We start from the raw sequence: 16,617 nt of genomic DNA, 5'->3' as shown, positions 1-16,617 counted from the left end.
GATGGCTACAAATCGACATGAAGAATTAGGATTAACAAACGATGATGTATTGAAAATCTTTGAAACAATGTTAATGGCACGTAAAATAGATGAACGTATGTGGTTATTAAACCGAGCTGGCAAAATTCCTTTTGTTATCTCATGTCAAGGTCAAGAAGCGACTCAAGTTGGGGCTGCTTATGCCTTAGATAACACGAAAGATTATATTGCACCTTATTATCGTGACATGGGTGTCGTTTTGCACTTTGGTATGACTCCTCGCGACTTAATGTTATCTGCATTTGCAAAAGCAGAGGATCCAAACTCCGGTGGGCGCCAAATGCCTGGTCACTTTGGTCAAAAGAAAAATAGGATTTTAACTGGGTCGTCACCTGTAACAACGCAACTTCCCCACGCTGTTGGTGTGGCACTTGCGGCAAAAATTGAGAAGAAAGACTTTATTTCTTTTGTAACGCTTGGTGAGGGCTCTTCTAACCAGGGGGACTTCCACGAAGGATTAAACTTTGCAGGTGTCCATAAGTTACCTTGTATAACGTTGGTAGAGAACAATAAATACGCAATTTCTGTACCTTACGACAGACAGGTTGCAAGTAAGAATGTTTCCGATCGAGCAATTGCTTACGGTATGCCGGGTGTCACAGTAGATGGGACAGATCCATTAGAGGTATACAAAGTGGTTAAAGAAGCAGCTGACCGTGCACGTCGCGGTGAAGGTCCAAGCTTAATCGAAGCAGTATCACATAGGTTAACCGCTCACTCTTCAGATGATGATCAGCGTCAATATCGTACTGCTGAGGATCTAGCTGAAGGTAAAGCTTTAGACCCGATTCTAACGTTTGCCACTTACTTGCGTGATTTGGATATTTACACTGAAGATATTGAAAAAGAAATGAATGAGCGTGTGATGAAAGAAGTAAACGACGCTACCGATTATGCAGAGAATGCTCCGTATGCAGCTCCTGAAGATGCTTTAAAATATGTCTATGCTGAAACTGAAGGAGGGAATGCATAATGGCAGTAAGATCTTATATTGATGCGATAACACTTGCTATGAAGGAAGAGATGGAACGTGATGAACGCGTATTTATCCTTGGTGAAGACGTAGGTCATAAAGGTGGTGTGTTCAAGGCAACCCAAGGTTTATTTGATCAATTTGGAGAAGACCGAGTACTTGATACACCGCTAGCGGAATCAGCTATTGTTGGTGTAGGCGTCGGTGCTGCCATGTATGGTTTACGTCCAATTGCTGAAATCCAATTTGCTGATTTTATTATGCCTGCAATTAATCAAATTATTTCTGAAGCGGCTCGTATTCGATACCGTTCAAATAATGATTGGTCTTGTCCTATGGTTATTCGTGCACCATTTGGTGGAGGGATTCATGGTGCTCTTTATCATTCACAATCTGTTGAAGCAATTTTTGCAAATCAACCAGGTTTAAAAATCGTTATCCCTTCAACACCTTATGATGCAAAAGGTTTGCTAAAAGCTGCGATTCGTGATGAGGATCCAGTTATGTTCTTTGAGCACAAACGAGCATACAGACTTATAAAAGGTGAAGTGCCTGATGATGATTACACAATTGAAATTGGTAAAGCAGACATCAAGCGTGAAGGTGAAGATATTACAGTCATTACTTATGGTCTTGCAGTTCACTTTGCTTTACAAGCTGCAGAGCGTTTAGAACAGGATGGAATTTCTGCTCATATCCTTGATTTGCGTACGATTTATCCATTAGATAAAGAAGCAATTATTGAAGCTGCTTCAAAAACAGGAAAAGTTCTTCTTGTTACTGAAGATAATATGGAAGGTAGCATCATGGGTGAAGTTGCAGCAATCATTGCAGAAAACTGCTTGTTTGACCTTGATGCGCCTATTAAACGTTTAGCAGGACCTGATATTCCGGCAATGCCATATGCACCTACAATGGAAAAATTCTTTATGATTAACCCGGACAAAGTCGAAAAAGCAATGCGCGAACTTGCTGAATTTTAAGCTGGAAGGAGGAATTACACTTGGCCATCGAACAAATTAAAATGCCTCAACTCGGCGAATCGGTAACAGAAGGAACAATCGAAAAATGGTTAGTTCAACCCGGTGACAAAGTTAACAAATACGATTCTCTTGCGGAAGTAAATACAGATAAAGTGACAGCTGAAGTCCCTTCGTCATTTACTGGTGTAATTAAAGAACTTATCGCCAAAGAAGGTGAAACTTTAGACGTCGGCGCGATCGTTTGTACTATTGAAACAGAGGGTGGAGGAACGTCTTCAGAAGAATCGACAGATAATACACCATCTAACAAAGAAGCATCTAAAGAAATGCCTACTGCTGAATCTGGAAAGGCAGCAGCTCCAGCTCCTGTTGATCGCGAAAAAGGTTCAAAAGCTCGTTATTCGCCAGCAGTACTAAAAATTGCACAAGAAAACGATATCGATTTAACACTTGTCGAAGGTTCTGGGAATGAAGGACGTATTACCCGTAAAGATTTACTTGCAATTATCGAAAGTGGTAATATTCCAACTGCTAAACCTGAACAAGCAGCTCCGAAAGCGGAAGATGTGCAAACTCAAACAGATCCACCAGCAAAATCAGCTGCTGCACCCGCTAATGTACAAACTGCTGTAGGCGATATTGAAATTCCAATTACAGGAATACGTAAAGCAATTGCTGCAAATATGTTGCGCAGTAAACATGAAGCACCGCACGCATGGACGATGATCGAAGTTGATGTAACAAATCTTGTACAATATCGTGATTCAATCAAAAATGAATTCAAGAAAAAAGAAGGATTTAATGTCACTTATTTCGCATTCTTTGTTAAAGCTGTATCTCAAGCTTTAAAAGAATTCCCTATGATGAATTCAATGTGGGCAGGAGACAAAATTATACAGAAAAAAGATATTAATATCTCAATTGCTGTAGCAACAGAAGATGCATTGTATGTACCGGTCATTAAAAATTCTGATGAAAAATCAATTAAAGGAATTGGTCGTGAAATTAATGAACTTGCAGGCAAAGTGCGTGCTGGTAAATTGAAATCTGACGAAATGCAAGGTGGTACTTTTACAGTTAATAACACCGGTTCATTCGGTTCTATTCAATCGATGGGCATTATTAATTATCCACAAGCAGCCATTCTTCAAGTTGAATCGATTGTTAAACGTCCAGTCATAATGGACGGTGGCATGATAGCTGCCCGTGATATGGTTAATCTATGTTTATCTCTTGATCACCGTGTATTAGATGGTCTAGTATGTGGTCGTTTCTTAGCACGAGTTAAAGAAATTCTAGAAAACATGACAAAAGAAAATACATCTGTGTATTAAACGAAAAGTGTAAAGCGCCACTCTAGCTCAGCACCGGCGCTGGAAGGTCCGATTCGAAAGCCTGCTTTCGCATGAGGTCCTGAAGCTTAGGTGTGAGCTGGCGCTTGGAACTAGACACCGAAAAGCTAAAAGGCTAAAGTCGCAACGTCCTGCTCCTGCGGTTACTCGTCGCAAAATGCAGTGCTAAGAAATCTTGTCGCAACGCCTTCATGACCCACGTCCTGTGGGCTTAAGCGCCACTCTAGCTCGACGCTGGCTGGAAAAGAGGTGAACGTTTAGCCTCTCTGATTGGCCCGCGAACTGGTGCTTGAAACTAGCCATAAACCAAAACCCCATGCCGAAAATTTCCGGTCATTGGGGTTTTTATTCTTTTATCGAAGCTAAATCTCAGTTAAACTATAAATTAGGAACAGATTCTGGGGAGGGAAGCGCAAGCGACCACATGACAATCGAACAAATGAAGAATACTACGTTTCCAAAAGTAAGTTTTGATGATTGGAAAGATGCTGCAGTTCGAACGCTAAAAGACAAGCCGTTTGAACAGCTGATTACACCTACTTATGAAGGGATTGACCTTCAACCTCTATATACAGCAGCTCATTTACAAAATACGTTAAACTATTCTGAAGCGATATCACATGCGAAACAAGATGCAGATTGGCTTATAGCGCAAGGTGCTAATAGTAACTCGGCTACTGAATTTTTACATAAAACTAAGGCACAGTTTGAACGAGGCAATGAAATGCTTGTTTACGTAGCAACGTCAACTCCATGGACATGGTCAGATTTAGAGCTACAAGAATTAGCAACCCTATTAACCATTCATCCATTCTATTTTTCAGTGAATGATAGTAGTGACGAAATATTGGGTGTTTTTGAACAATTTACAGAGCAAGAGCTCTTAACATTAAATGGTTATCTAAAAGGTGTATCTAAGCCATATTTAAAAAGCTTACTATCAACGAATATCATTCACGACATAGGCGGAACAGCTGTTCATGAATTAGCGTATGCCTTAATTGCTTTGTCAAAACAAGCAGAAAAGCAAAGCGACTTTACTAATAAAGTGGCTATCCAGTTCGCAATCGACACGAACTTCTTTATGGAGATCAGCAAATTACGAGCATTTCGTGTGCTTTGGAAAGCGTTTTCAAAAGCCTACGACGTAAAACAAACGTCTATTCCGATGTTTGTTGAGACATCACTTCGGTCGTATTCAAAACTAGATCCAACTGTAAATTTATTACGTGCTGGGAACGCAACATTTTCTGCAGTATTAGGGGGAGCGGATATCATTACCGTTCATCCTCATGATGTATTAACAGGCAGTTCCTCATCGTCTGAACGAATTGCACGCAATGTCCAACTTGTTATTCGACAAGAGACAATGGTTAACAAAATAATCGACCCTTCTGCTGGTTCCTATTATATTGAAACATTAACCACAGACCTTGTTCGTCAATCATGGGAACTATTCTTACAGGTAATAGAAATGAATTCTGAAGAACAAACAGATTACTTAATGGGGTTAGCTAGAGAAACACAGACTAACCGAGCTCAAGTTCTCGCCAACCGAAAAGCAGCTTTGATTGGAACAAATATGTATGCAAATCCTGTTGATGAAATACCATCAATTGTTGCCCAAGAAACGACCGAGCGTCTGGCGATTCCATTTGAAAAACTTCGCAAGCATTTTGCAGATAATCCTATGAAGTCTGCCGTGGTTTCATTTGGAGTGCTGAAAGATGTAAAACCTAGAGCTGATTTTGTACAAGGATTTCTTCAAGCGGGAGGGCTTAATCCCGAGATGAGCCCTGTCTTTACAACCACTTCTGATGCCTGGCACTGGGTGAAATCGAATCAAATAGACTATGTTGTGATTGCTGCTAAAGATCAAGTTGTTACAGAACTATTGTCTGAATTTCTAAATCAAGCCGATAAACAAACAATTATTGATGTTGCTGGGAAATTCACTGAAGAACAACAGTGGCGTGATCTCGGGTTAAATGACACAGTTTTTGTAGGGCAAGATTTGATTGAAAAAATGAATCAACTTGTTCATGTCAAAAAGGAAGGGGAACGTGGTCATGAAGCCTAATTTTAAATCGGTTAAGCTAGAAGATTTTGTTTCTCAAGAAACGAAAACAACAGCTAAAGAAAATTCACATTTAACGAATGAGGGAATCCGCCTTAATTCTAGATATAGTAAAGAAGATGTAGAATCACTTTTGCATATGTCTGACTATCCGGGTATTGCACCTCATACCCGTGGACCTTATCCAACCATGTATGTGTCACGCCCTTGGACTATTCGACAATATGCAGGTTTTTCAACCGCAGAAGAAAGCAATGCTTTTTACCGTCGAAACTTAAATATGGGTCAAAAAGGCCTGTCTGTTGCTTTTGATTTAGCTACACACCGTGGCTACGACTCCGATCATCCACGTGTAACTGGTGACGTTGGGAAAGCTGGAGTAGCAATTGATTCAATTGAAGATATGAAAATTTTATTTGATGGAATTCCTCTTGATCAAATGTCTGTGTCCATGACAATGAACGGTGCAGTGTTACCGATTGTAGCGTTTTATATTGTGACGGCTGAAGAGCAAGGTGTTTCACCTGAGCAACTGATGGGAACGATCCAAAACGATATTTTGAAGGAGTATATGGTACGTAACACATATATCTATCCACCGAAGATGTCCATGAAAATCATTGCTGATATTTTTGAATATACATCAAAATTCATGCCGAAATTTAATTCTATATCTATTTCTGGTTACCACATGCAAGAAGCGGGAGCCACTGCTGATATTGAATTAGCCTATACACTTGCAGATGGTCTAGAGTATGTACGCACAGGCCTAAAAGCTGGCATTGATATCGATTCGTTTGCCCCACGTTTATCTTTTTTCTGGGCAATCGGTATGAACTATTTTATGGAAGTGGCAAAAATGCGAGCAGCTCGTCGAATTTGGGCACAAATGATGCAAACGTTTGACCCGAAAAATCCGAAATCACTTGCACTTCGTACACATTCTCAAACGTCTGGGTGGAGTTTAACGGAACAAGATCCGTTTAATAATGTCACACGAACATTAATCGAAGCAAATGCAGCAGCAATGGGTCATACTCAATCACTGCATACAAATGCACTTGATGAAGCGATTGCTTTACCTACAGAATTCTCTGCTCGTATTGCAAGAAATACACAACTTTTCTTGCAAGAAGAAACAATGATGACTAAAGTCATTGATCCATGGGGCGGTTCGTATGCCGTTGAAAAACTAACCGATGAATTAATGGAAAAAGCGTGGACTTTAATTGAAGAAATAGAAGAGCTTGGCGGAATGGCAAAAGCAATTGAAACGGGATTACCGAAAATGAAAATTGAAGAAGCCGCTGCTAAAAAACAAGCACAAATCGATTCTGGTAAAGAAATCATTATTGGAGTCAATAAATTCCGACTATCAGAAGAAGATCCAATTGATATATTAAATATTGATAATACAGTCGTTCGTCAAAAACAAATTGATAGAATCGAAAATATGAGAAAAACACGTAATAATGAAGACGTACAAGCTGCTCTAACTGCTCTAACGAAAGCTGCTGAAACAGGCAATGAAAATTTACTTACTTGTGCGGTTCAGGCAGCTAGAGTTCGGGCTACCATAGGTGAAATTTCAGATGCAATTGAAAGTGTATCTGGTCGACATAAGGCGGTGATTCGTTCTGTGAGTGGCGTATATAGTTCCAACTTCTCAAATGAAGAAGAAATACATGCGGTTAAAGAGATGACAGAAGATTTTAAGGAAAATGAAGGACGTCGACCTCGAATTTTAATAGCAAAAATGGGACAAGATGGTCATGATCGTGGAGCCAAAGTCATTGCCACTGCTTTTGCTGATTTAGGATTTGATGTGGATATTGGTCCATTATTTCAAACACCTGAAGAAACAGCAAGGCAAGGTGCAGAAAACGATGTACATGTAATCGGAGTTAGTTCACTCGCTGCAGGTCATATGACATTAGTGCCGGCACTCCAAAGTGAATTGAAAAAAATAGGTCGTGAAGATATTCTAATTGTTGTTGGAGGCGTTATTCCTGCTCAAGACTATGCCTTTTTACGGAACAATGGAGCTTCTGCTATTTTCGGTCCAGGAACTGTGATTCCAGTGGCGGCTGGGAAAGTGATAGAAGAGATTTACAGACGTCTAGGGTATGAGGAAGTGAATGATTAATGGAAGGTCAAGAGAACCAGCAGAAAAGTACTATGCAGGTAATGGGTGGACTTAAATCTATTCATGACGGCATGGGACAAACGACTCGAAAGCAATTTCGACGGTCTTTTAAAAAAGAGATTTCTGTCGATGATTTTTCTCGTGAAATTCTTCACGGTTCTAGATTTCATTTGGCTAAAGCCATTACGTTAATTGAAAGTACTGTTGCTGAAGATAAAAGAACCGGACAACGTCTACTCCAAGAACTTCTCCCTCACACGGGAAACAGTATTCGTATTGGCATCACTGGTGTTCCTGGTGCAGGGAAAAGTACTTTTATTGAAGCCTTTGGTAAGTATTTATGTGATATTGGTTATAAAGTAGCCGTTCTTGCTATTGATCCAAGTTCTACACTTTCAGGAGGTAGTATATTAGGCGATAAAACAAGAATGGAAGAACTTGTAAGACTTGACAACGCTTTTATTCGTCCATCCCCAACTGCAGGTACACTCGGTGGTGTGCATAAAAAAACGCGCGAAACCATGTTATTGTGTGAAGCTGCAGGGTATGATGTGATATTGATTGAAACAGTTGGTGTCGGCCAAAGTGAAACCATTGTACGCGGTATGGTCGATTTCTTTATGTTATTAGTTTTAACTGGGGCTGGAGATGAACTCCAAGGAATGAAAAAAGGCATTATGGAATTAGCTGATTTATTGGTTGTCCATAAAGCTGATGGGAACAACGTTAAAATGTCAAAGAAAACAGCAGTAGAATACGAGCAAATTCTCCATTTCTTGCAACCAGCTACCCCAGGGTGGACTACGAAAGCAATGCCCGTATCATCTACTGAAAATTTAGGGATACTAGAAGTATGGAAAATAATATGTACATTTAAAGAAAAGTTAAACAGTAGTGGTGTTTTTAAAGAACGTCGTCAGTCTCAAACAAAAGATTGGTTCCATACCATGATTACAGACCGCTTAATGGACAACTTTTATGGATACCCAGAAACAAAAACACAAGTAAAGTCTCTTGAGCAAGAAATATTACAAGGGAGTATTACGGTTTCCCAAGCAGTCGAAAACTTATTTCCTGCCGAAAATAAAACGTAGCTTTTGCGTGGCTATAAATGAACTGCTATTATTGAAGTTGTAGATTGAAAGGAGTTTTGTAAATGAATATGGATTTTAACTTATTAATGACTGATATAGTTCGTCAAGCACGTGGTGAGATGGAAGCAAGCGGGTATGAGCAACTAACCTCTCCAGAAGATGTTGAAAAAGCCTTTGCTCGTAAAGGTACTTCTCTAGTTATGATTAACTCTGTATGTGGGTGTGCAGGAGGGATTGCTCGTCCTGCAGCGGCCAATGCGATTCACTATGATAAACATCCAAATCACTTAGTTACAGTATTTGCCGGACAAGATAAAGAAGCAACAGCTCAAGCTCGTATGCTTTTTGGTGACGAACATTTACCATCTTCTCCTTCATTCGTTCTACTAAAAGATGGTCAAGTTGTTGCAGATGTTGGTAGACACGAAATTGAAGGCCATGATCCAATGTCAGTTATTACACATATTCAAGCTCTTTTTGAAGAGCATTGTGAAGAATTATAAGTAAGGGAGAAGGGCACTGTTTAGTGCTCTTTTTTATCAAATTAGAAAGTATATGAATTGGTGCCATGGACCCAGTGTTTATGGTATTTTTAGTATATGGAGACTAACCTTCTAAAATGGAATTACTTTAATGTGACTCTCGTTAAAACGATTAATGTGTGGAGTGATTTCCTTTATTAAAAACACACGTTTCATCTTGAATTCCATTGGTCTTAAAGGACAGGGCGTAATTTGCCCTGTTATTCTTACAAAATAAGAAAGTATATGTTTTTCAGAGTTATACTTTTGAACCTGGAGTAGCTATGTCTAGCTCCAAGCGCCAGCCCGCACCTAAGCTTCAGGTCCTCATGCGAAAGCAGGCTTTCGATTCGGTCCTTCCAGCGCCGGCGTCAGGCTAGAAGGCGCTTTGCGCTTTTCTTATAGGAATTAGCCTATAACTTTTCACCCTTTGTGGGGGGACGATCTTAATAGGGATTTATGCTTTTCTATAGAAGGATGGTGAACAAATGCATTTCCGTCAATTTCGTATTGGCTATCGAACGTTGAAAACAGCGGTCGGTGCGAGTATTGCAATGCTCATCGCCATGTTTTTAAATTTGGATTATTATAGTTCTGCTTTTATTTTAACTGCATTATGTATTCAACCAACAAAAAGGAAGTCAATCCGTGCCGTGTATGCTCGTATTCTTTCAACCATCATTGGTGTCGGATTTGCCTATGTCTTCTTTGAAGGGATAGCGTATAATCCAATAGTTTTTGGTCTTATAATCTTATTATTTATACCAAGCCTTGTCTCATTAAGGCTTCAAGATGGTTTTATTTCGAGTGTGGTAATCCTTTTGCATTTATTTGATGCGAAATCTCTGACGTGGTCATTGCTATGGAATGAAACACAATTAATGGCAGTTGGTTTTGGTGTCGCACTTCTCGTAAATATATACATGCCCGATATTGAAAAAGATTTAAAAAAATATCGGTTGGATCTTGAGTCTTTGTATTCTAAAATTTTTCATGAGATTGCATTATACCTACGCAATGGAGACTCAAATTGGGACGGTAAAGAAATTGTACAAGCTACTGAAGTAATTGCAAAAGGAAAAGCACTTGCTTACCAAGATGTAGAAAATCATTTAAATCGAAGAGAAAACCTACATTATCTCTATTTTGATATGCGAGAACAACAGTTTGAAATTATTGAAAGGGTACTTCCAAAGATAACAGCTTTGCCTGTTTATATTTCGCATTCCCAACTGGTAGGGGACTTTATCGAAGACTTGGCAAGTAATGTACATTCTGGAAATACGGCAGACCGGTTTATTTCAAAACTAGATGAAGTGAAAATAGAGTTTTCGACGATGGACTTACCTAAAGATCATGAAAACTTTTTGGCTATGGCTTCTCTCTATCAGTTTATTGAAGAAATGGAAGAATATTTACGTATTAAACGAAATTTTGTTGGATTTAAAACGAAAAAAAAGACAGCTTCGAAGGAATAATTAATCCTTCAAAGCTGTTTGTTGTTAGAATTAGAAAACCATCTTAAAACAAGCACCAGTTGAACCCCGTTTCAGCTCCAGAGTTGGATTAGAGCGGCCCATTGCATATTTTAAAGTGTAGTTTTATGCTTTTTTAGAAGAATAAGCTTAATCCAAACAATACACTTGATAATACCATCATGATAATCATTAAATAGATTATGAATTTACGGAAATTTTCGTTACGCATTCTAATCAACTCCTTTAACTCACTATTTACTAGTTTAATGGATATTGATAAATTTCTCAAGAGGTAGAGATTTTAAAAAGATATAGGTACAATAGAGGGTAGAGATCACAGAAGGGTGTGGCTATTTTGAAAAAGGTTGATCATATTGGTATCGCCGTTAAAAATTTAGACGAATCAATCCCTTATTACACAGAAACACTAGGTTTAAAATTGTTGAAAATTGAAGAAGTTATTTCAGAATCAGTTCGTGTGGCATTTATTGATGCTGGTAATGTCAAACTAGAGTTACTAGAGCCAATGTCAGAACAAAGTGCTATCCATTCATTTATAGAAAAAAAAGGTGAAGGCATTCATCATATTGCATTTGGAGTGGAAGGCATTGAACAACGCATGAATGAACTACGCGAAAAAGGCATTCGGATTTTGAATGAACAACCTAAAATTGGAGCAGGTGGTGCACAAGTTGCATTCATACATCCTAAATCTTCATACGGTGTGCTGTATGAATTATGTGATAATAGCGGACTAAAGGGGTAATAAACCATGGACATTTATGATAAAATTAATGACTTATATGATCGCAAACTAGAAATCGAGCTAGGCGGCGGAGACGAACGCATTGAAAAACAACATGAAAAAGGAAAGCTAACAGCTCGAGAACGTATCGATTTGTTAGTAGACAAAGGGACATTTGTAGAATTGAATCCATTTGTTGAACATCGTATAGTTGATTTTGGAATGGATAAACAAAAAGGACCTGGAGAAGGAGTAGTTACGGGTTATGGTAAAGTAAATGGCCGTGCTATTTATTTATTCTCTCAAGACTTTACTGTGTTTGGTGGGGCACTTGGAGAAATGCATGCAATGAAAATTGCGAACGTGATGGACTTGGCAGCTAAAAACGGTGCTCCATTTATCGGCTTGAATGATTCTGGTGGTGCACGTATTCAAGAAGGTGTTGTTTCTCTTGATGGCTACGGACACATTTTCTATCGAAACGCTATTTATTCTGGTGTAATCCCACAAATCTCTGTCATTTTGGGACCTTGTGCTGGTGGTGCTGTGTATTCTCCGGCAATTACAGATTTTGTGTTTATGGTCGATAAAACCAGTCAAATGTTTATTACTGGTCCAAAGGTTATTGAAACTGTTACGGGTGAGAAAATTTCCTCTGAAGACTTGGGTGGTTCAAAAGTACATAATGCAATTAGTGGGAATGCTCATTTCCGTGCGGAATCAGAACAAGAGATTCTACAACAAGTGAGAGATTTATTAAGTTTCTTACCTCAAAATAATGATGAGAAACCTCCTCGCTTAGAAGTGGATGAACTTGACGACTATCGACCAGAATTAACAGAGATAGTTCCTTTTGAAGCAATACGACCTTATGATATTCGAAAAGTTATTGAACAAGTTGTAGACCAAGATTCATTTATGGAAGTTCAAAAAGAGTTTGCTCGTAATGTTGTAGTCGGACTAGCTAGGATTAAAGGAGAAGTAGTTGGACTCGTATGTAATCAACCAAAAGTAATGGCTGGGGGTCTTGATATAGATTCTTCAGATAAAGCCGCACGTTTTATTAGATTCTGTGATTCATTTAATATTCCACTCATTACATTTGAAGATGTAACTGGTTTCTTCCCGGGAATTAAACAAGAACACGGGGGAATTATTCGTCACGGTGCTAAAATTTTGTATGCGTATTCAGAAGCAACGGTTCCGAAAATGACTGTCATTTTACGAAAAGCATATGGCGGTGCGTATGTAGCACTTAACTCGAAATCTATTGGGGCGGATCTCGTGTTCGCTTGGCCAAATGCTGAGATTGCTGTGATGGGTCCTCAAGGGGCAGCGAATGTTATCTTTTCCCGGGAAATCGCGCAAAGCGACAATCCTGAACAAACGCGTGCGACAAAAATCGAGGAATATCGCGAAAAATTTGCAAACCCTTATGTTGCTGCAGCACGTGGGATGGTCGATGATGTTATTGATCCACGGGAAACCCGAATTAAGCTCATACAAGCACTAGATATGATGCGCAATAAAAAAGAAACACGACCAGCTAAAAAGCATGGAAATATACCGCTTTAAAGGAGTTTTAAAATGACAAACCAACGATTAATTGATGAGTTTTTAGAACTTGTACAAATTGATTCTGAAACGAAACATGAGCAAATGATTGCATCAATTTTAAAAAATAAATTAGAAGATTTAGGCCTAGATGTCATAGAAGACGATTCGGCTGTTACAAGTGGTCATGGTGCTGGTAATTTAATTGCCACTTTAAAAGGAAGCATGACTGATGTGGATACAATTTATTTCACAGCTCATATGGATACAGTGGTTCCTGGTAAGGGAATTAAACCAGAACTTCGAGAAGATGGTTATATTTATTCAGATGGAACGACAATCCTAGGAGCAGATGACAAAGCAGGGATTGCTGCTTTATTCGATATGGTAAAGCGCTTAAAAGAAGATTCAATTGAACATGGAGATATCCAATTGATTATTACTGCTGGAGAAGAGAGCGGCTTACAAGGCGCAAAAGCTATGGACAAGTCTTTAATTACCGCGAAATATGGGTTTGCAGTGGATTCCGATGGAAAAGTGGGCGGTATTGTAACAGCTGCACCTTTTCAAGCGAAATTATGGACAACCATTCGTGGGAAAACGGCACATGCAGGTGTAGCACCTGAAAAAGGAATCTCTGCTATAAATATCGCAGCTAAAGCCATTTCGAGAATGTCACTTGGTCGAATTGATGATGAAACAACAGCCAATATCGGACGTTTTGAGGGCGGTAGCGCTACGAACATTGTTTGCGATGAAGTAAATATTTTATCAGAAGCACGATCGATTGTTCAAAGTAAATTAGATACACAAACGGAACATATGAAATCTACATTTGAAGAAACTGCCCTAGAAATGGGCGGACTAGCTGAGGTTGAAGTAAAATTAATGTATCCAGGATTCCGTTTTGGACCTGAAGAACATGTGACAAAAGTAGCTTTGAAGGCTGTGAATAACTTAAAACTTACACCAATGTTAGCAACAAGTGGTGGTGGAAGTGATGCAAATATCATCGCTGGATTTGGCATTCCTACTGTTAATTTGTCAGTTGGTTATGAAGATATTCACACTAAAAATGAACGGATGCCGGTAGAAGAGCTAGAGAAATTGTCTAATTTGCTTGTAGAAATTGTAAAAGTTTCATCTAAACAAATATAGTAACTCTCTATCAATTGAGGTCTCAGGATGCCCTGAGGCCTCAATTTTTGTTATAATATAGGGAAGTAATTAGAAAAGGGTTGAGGACATGACTAGCATAAAGAAAGCAACTTCTCGTATTATTTTTCATATTGATATGAATAGTTTTTATGCGTCAGTTGAGCAATCATATGATCCGAGCTTGAAAGGCAAAGCGATTGCCATTGCAGGTAACCCAAAAGAACGTCGAGGCATTTTGGTAACTTGTTCATATGAAGCGCGTGCAAAAGGAGTTTACACAACCATGAGTGTTTGGGAAGCAAAACGTAAATGTCCTGAACTAATATTATTAACGCCTAATTTTGAGCGTTACCGAATTGCATCTCATGCGATGTTTGAAGTATTAAGAACGTACACAAAACAAGTAGAACCAGTTTCGATTGATGAAGGGTTTATGGATGTTACTGATATTGATGGTCCAATGACCGCCATTCAAATAGCTGAAGACATTCAAACAAGATTATTAACGGAACTTGATTTGCCGTGTTCAATTGGAATTGCACCCAATAAATTCTTAGCGAAAACAGCGTCTAATATGAAGAAACCGATGGGTATAACGATATTACGTAAACGAGACATTGATAAACTGCTATGGCCTCTGCCTGTTTTAGACATGCATGGTGTTGGAGAAAGCACGAGCAAAAAGTTAAATAGTATTGGTTTACATACTATTGGAGATATTGCCAAAGCAGAAGAAGGGGTATTAAAAGATTCACTTGGAAAGAATGGAATACGATTGAAAAAGCGTGCAAATGGTCATGACGACCGTCTAGTTGATCCTGATTCTGTGTACGATACGAAGAGTGTAGGAAATTCAACTACATTACCTAGTGACGAAAGCGATCTTCAAGAATTAAAAAAAGTGATTGAAGGTTTAAGTACTCGAGTTGCAAATCGTTTGGAAGCGAAGCGTTTAGCAGGTCCTACAGTCTCCATACAAATTCGAGATGCAGATTGGCAAAATTCTTCTCGAAGTCAATCATTTCACAACTTGTTATATGAAAAAGAAAAGATTTTTGAAGTAGCATGGTCATTATTTATAAAGAAATGGGATGGGCAGCCGATACGATTATTAGGTGTAACCGTAAGTAATATAGTCGATCGAATAGACTTTTCCGAACAGTTATCTATATATAATTTTGAAGACCATGCTAAGCAAGAGCCGATATTAAAGTTAGTCGAGACTCTTCAAACGGAATTCGGCAAAGAATTGATTACTAGAGGACTGACAAAAGCTCGAAAACCAACGTATGAATCTAAAACGAGTTTTAGTAAAGACTTTTTAGACGATCATAAAGATAGGGAGAACAAGTAATATGGAACTTCAGTTTTTAGGTACAGGGGCGGGAATGCCTTCTAAACAACGAAATACTAGTGCGCTAGTTGTGAAACTAATGCAGGAAAGAAACAAGTTTTGGCTGTTTGATTGCGGTGAGGCTACACAACATCAAATATTATATACATCGTTAAAGCCACGAAAACTAGAAAAAATCTTTATAACACATATGCATGGTGATCATATATTTGGATTGCCAGGGGTACTAGCATCGCGTTCTTTTCTAGATGGTAAAGATCCTTTAACTATTTATGGACCAGTTGGAATTAAAGAATGGATTCTTACTACAATTCGTTTATCACGAGTCAGTTTACAATACAAGTTGGACATTATTGAAATTGAAGAAGGCATTATTTTTGAAGATGAACAGTTTACGGTGGAAGCAAAACTACTGAGTCACGTCATTCCTTGTTTCGGTTATCGAGTTTCACAAAAACCTCTTCCACCCGTGTTGTTAATTGAAAAAGCTAAAGAACTGGGTGTTCCAAAAGGTCCAATGTTAGCTAAGTTAAAGAATGGTCATGATGTAGTTCTTGATAACGGGCAAACTGTTTATAGTCAAGATGTAACTGCCGAATTGGTTAAAGGTTTCTCTTTGGCTATTTTGGGAGATACTCGCTTTTGCGAAACGTCGATTGAATTAAGTCGAGATGTTGATATCGTCATTCATGAAGCCACTTTTGATGCAGGAACTGAAGAACTTGCAAAGCCATATGGACACTCAACTATTACTCAAGCAGCTCAAGTGGCGAAAGAAAGTGGGGCTAAACATTTAATTGTTCAACATATTAGTGCGCGATTTTTACCAAGCCAAGCTGAGGAATTACGAAAACAAGGGTTATCTGTATTTCCATCAATAACTATTGCAGAAGATTTTGCTGAATTTGAGCTAATCAAGGATGAATTAAAACAGATAAGTAAGAAGGGCTGTCCCAAATAGTCATAGAAAATGACTTTTTAGGGTAGCCCTCTTTTCATATGTCGATTTCCGTTACAACGCAATTTTATGTTTCGAAGCCAGTGCAGCGATGCAGAAACAGAAACAGACGGTCGATTTCCGTAGGCGGTCCGTGAGTCTCCGCAGGCCAACAGGGTGTTGGCCTGCGAAGGCGTTGCCTCGCG

At 38.9% G+C, this 16,617-nt stretch carries 14 protein-coding genes; 13 read left to right on the top strand and 1 reads right to left on the bottom strand.

All coding sequences use genetic code 11. From position 1 onward, the window contains the following. The first annotated feature begins 1 nt into the window (after window position 1). From B371_RS0114400 to B371_RS0114365, 8 genes are all read left to right on the top strand, one after another. Window positions 2-1,012: a thiamine pyrophosphate-dependent dehydrogenase E1 component subunit alpha gene (locus tag B371_RS0114400; RefSeq protein ID WP_019415014.1), complete on the top strand. Its 1,011-nt coding sequence runs from the start codon at window positions 2-4 to the stop codon at window positions 1,010-1,012. Next, window positions 1,012-1,995, top strand: coding sequence for an alpha-ketoacid dehydrogenase subunit beta (locus B371_RS0114395; protein ID WP_019415013.1), 984 nt, complete (start codon window positions 1,012-1,014; stop codon window positions 1,993-1,995). The genes B371_RS0114400 and B371_RS0114395 overlap by 1 nt, the downstream gene beginning before the upstream one ends. 20 nt (window positions 1,996-2,015) lie before the next feature. Next, on the top strand, window positions 2,016-3,329 hold the full coding sequence (locus tag B371_RS0114390) for a dihydrolipoamide acetyltransferase family protein (protein WP_019415012.1): 1,314 nt from the start codon (window positions 2,016-2,018) through the stop codon (window positions 3,327-3,329). 442 nt (window positions 3,330-3,771) lie between these two features. Beyond that, window positions 3,772-5,427: a methylmalonyl-CoA mutase family protein gene (locus tag B371_RS0114385; RefSeq protein ID WP_026023080.1), complete on the top strand. Its 1,656-nt coding sequence runs from the start codon at window positions 3,772-3,774 to the stop codon at window positions 5,425-5,427. Then, complete coding sequence (scpA, locus tag B371_RS0114380; RefSeq protein ID WP_019415010.1) at window positions 5,417-7,570, top strand: methylmalonyl-CoA mutase; 2,154 nt, start codon at window positions 5,417-5,419, stop codon at window positions 7,568-7,570. The genes B371_RS0114385 and scpA overlap by 11 nt, the downstream gene beginning before the upstream one ends. Then, window positions 7,570-8,664, top strand: coding sequence for a methylmalonyl Co-A mutase-associated GTPase MeaB (gene meaB / locus B371_RS0114375; protein ID WP_019415009.1), 1,095 nt, complete (start codon window positions 7,570-7,572; stop codon window positions 8,662-8,664). Before scpA ends, meaB begins: the two co-directional genes overlap by 1 nt. Before the next feature lie 62 nt (window positions 8,665-8,726). Beyond that, entirely contained in the window at window positions 8,727-9,167 is a 441-nt protein-coding gene (locus B371_RS0114370; protein ID WP_019415008.1) for a BrxA/BrxB family bacilliredoxin, read from the top strand. A gap of 506 nt (window positions 9,168-9,673) precedes the next feature. Beyond that, complete coding sequence (locus tag B371_RS0114365) at window positions 9,674-10,663, top strand: aromatic acid exporter family protein (RefSeq protein WP_019415007.1); 990 nt, start codon at window positions 9,674-9,676, stop codon at window positions 10,661-10,663. Between the two features lie 133 nt (window positions 10,664-10,796). Here the strand turns inward: B371_RS0114365 and prli42 are convergent, their stop codons facing one another. After that, the gene (gene prli42, locus B371_RS23570) at window positions 10,797-10,892 is read right to left on the bottom strand and encodes a stressosome-associated protein Prli42 (protein WP_019415006.1); all 96 of its coding nucleotides are present in this window, start codon (window positions 10,890-10,892) and stop codon (window positions 10,797-10,799) included. A gap of 126 nt (window positions 10,893-11,018) precedes the next feature. On the opposite strand from prli42, the gene mce reads away from it, so the two are divergent. From mce to rnz, 5 genes are all read left to right on the top strand, one after another. Further along, complete coding sequence (mce, locus tag B371_RS0114355) at window positions 11,019-11,429, top strand: methylmalonyl-CoA epimerase (protein WP_019415005.1); 411 nt, start codon at window positions 11,019-11,021, stop codon at window positions 11,427-11,429. Between the two features lie 6 nt (window positions 11,430-11,435). Continuing rightward, on the top strand, window positions 11,436-12,983 hold the full coding sequence (locus tag B371_RS0114350) for an acyl-CoA carboxylase subunit beta (RefSeq protein ID WP_019415004.1): 1,548 nt from the start codon (window positions 11,436-11,438) through the stop codon (window positions 12,981-12,983). Between the two features lie 12 nt (window positions 12,984-12,995). Continuing rightward, window positions 12,996-14,120, top strand: a complete 1,125-nt coding sequence (locus B371_RS0114345) for a M20/M25/M40 family metallo-hydrolase (protein WP_019415003.1) — start codon at window positions 12,996-12,998, stop codon at window positions 14,118-14,120. Between the two features lie 88 nt (window positions 14,121-14,208). Beyond that, window positions 14,209-15,474 (top strand): DNA polymerase IV, encoded by a 1,266-nt coding sequence (locus tag B371_RS0114340; RefSeq protein ID WP_019415002.1) that lies wholly within the window; start codon window positions 14,209-14,211, stop codon window positions 15,472-15,474. 1 nt (window position 15,475) lies between these two features. Then, the gene (rnz, locus tag B371_RS0114335) at window positions 15,476-16,435 is read left to right on the top strand and encodes a ribonuclease Z (RefSeq protein WP_019415001.1); all 960 of its coding nucleotides are present in this window, start codon (window positions 15,476-15,478) and stop codon (window positions 16,433-16,435) included. The last annotated feature ends 182 nt before the right edge of the window (window positions 16,436-16,617 follow it).

Origin of the sequence: Paenisporosarcina sp. TG20 (assembly GCF_000286315.1) — a bacterium.
Taxonomy (GTDB): Bacteria; Bacillota; Bacilli; order Bacillales_A; family Planococcaceae; genus Paenisporosarcina.
This window is presented reverse-complemented; position numbering and strand designations above follow the sequence as displayed.

Bases quoted from the DNA above. Each gene is read 5' to 3' on its own strand.
- B371_RS0114400 (WP_019415014.1), top strand. From the start codon at position 2: ATGGCTACAAATCGACATGAAGAATTAGGATTAACAAACGATGATGTA.
- B371_RS0114395 (WP_019415013.1), top strand. From the start codon at position 1,012: ATGGCAGTAAGATCTTATATTGATGCGATAACACTTGCTATGAAGGAA.
- B371_RS0114385 (WP_026023080.1), top strand. From the start codon at position 3,772: ATGACAATCGAACAAATGAAGAATACTACGTTTCCAAAAGTAAGTTTT.
- scpA (WP_019415010.1), top strand. From the start codon at position 5,417: ATGAAGCCTAATTTTAAATCGGTTAAGCTAGAAGATTTTGTTTCTCAA.
- meaB (WP_019415009.1), top strand. From the start codon at position 7,570: ATGGAAGGTCAAGAGAACCAGCAGAAAAGTACTATGCAGGTAATGGGT.
- B371_RS0114370 (WP_019415008.1), top strand. From the start codon at position 8,727: ATGAATATGGATTTTAACTTATTAATGACTGATATAGTTCGTCAAGCA.
- B371_RS0114365 (WP_019415007.1), top strand. From the start codon at position 9,674: ATGCATTTCCGTCAATTTCGTATTGGCTATCGAACGTTGAAAACAGCG.
- prli42 (WP_019415006.1), bottom strand. From the start codon at position 10,892: ATGCGTAACGAAAATTTCCGTAAATTCATAATCTATTTAATGATTATC.
- B371_RS0114350 (WP_019415004.1), top strand. From the start codon at position 11,436: ATGGACATTTATGATAAAATTAATGACTTATATGATCGCAAACTAGAA.
- B371_RS0114345 (WP_019415003.1), top strand. From the start codon at position 12,996: ATGACAAACCAACGATTAATTGATGAGTTTTTAGAACTTGTACAAATT.
- B371_RS0114340 (WP_019415002.1), top strand. From the start codon at position 14,209: ATGACTAGCATAAAGAAAGCAACTTCTCGTATTATTTTTCATATTGAT.
- rnz (WP_019415001.1), top strand. From the start codon at position 15,476: ATGGAACTTCAGTTTTTAGGTACAGGGGCGGGAATGCCTTCTAAACAA.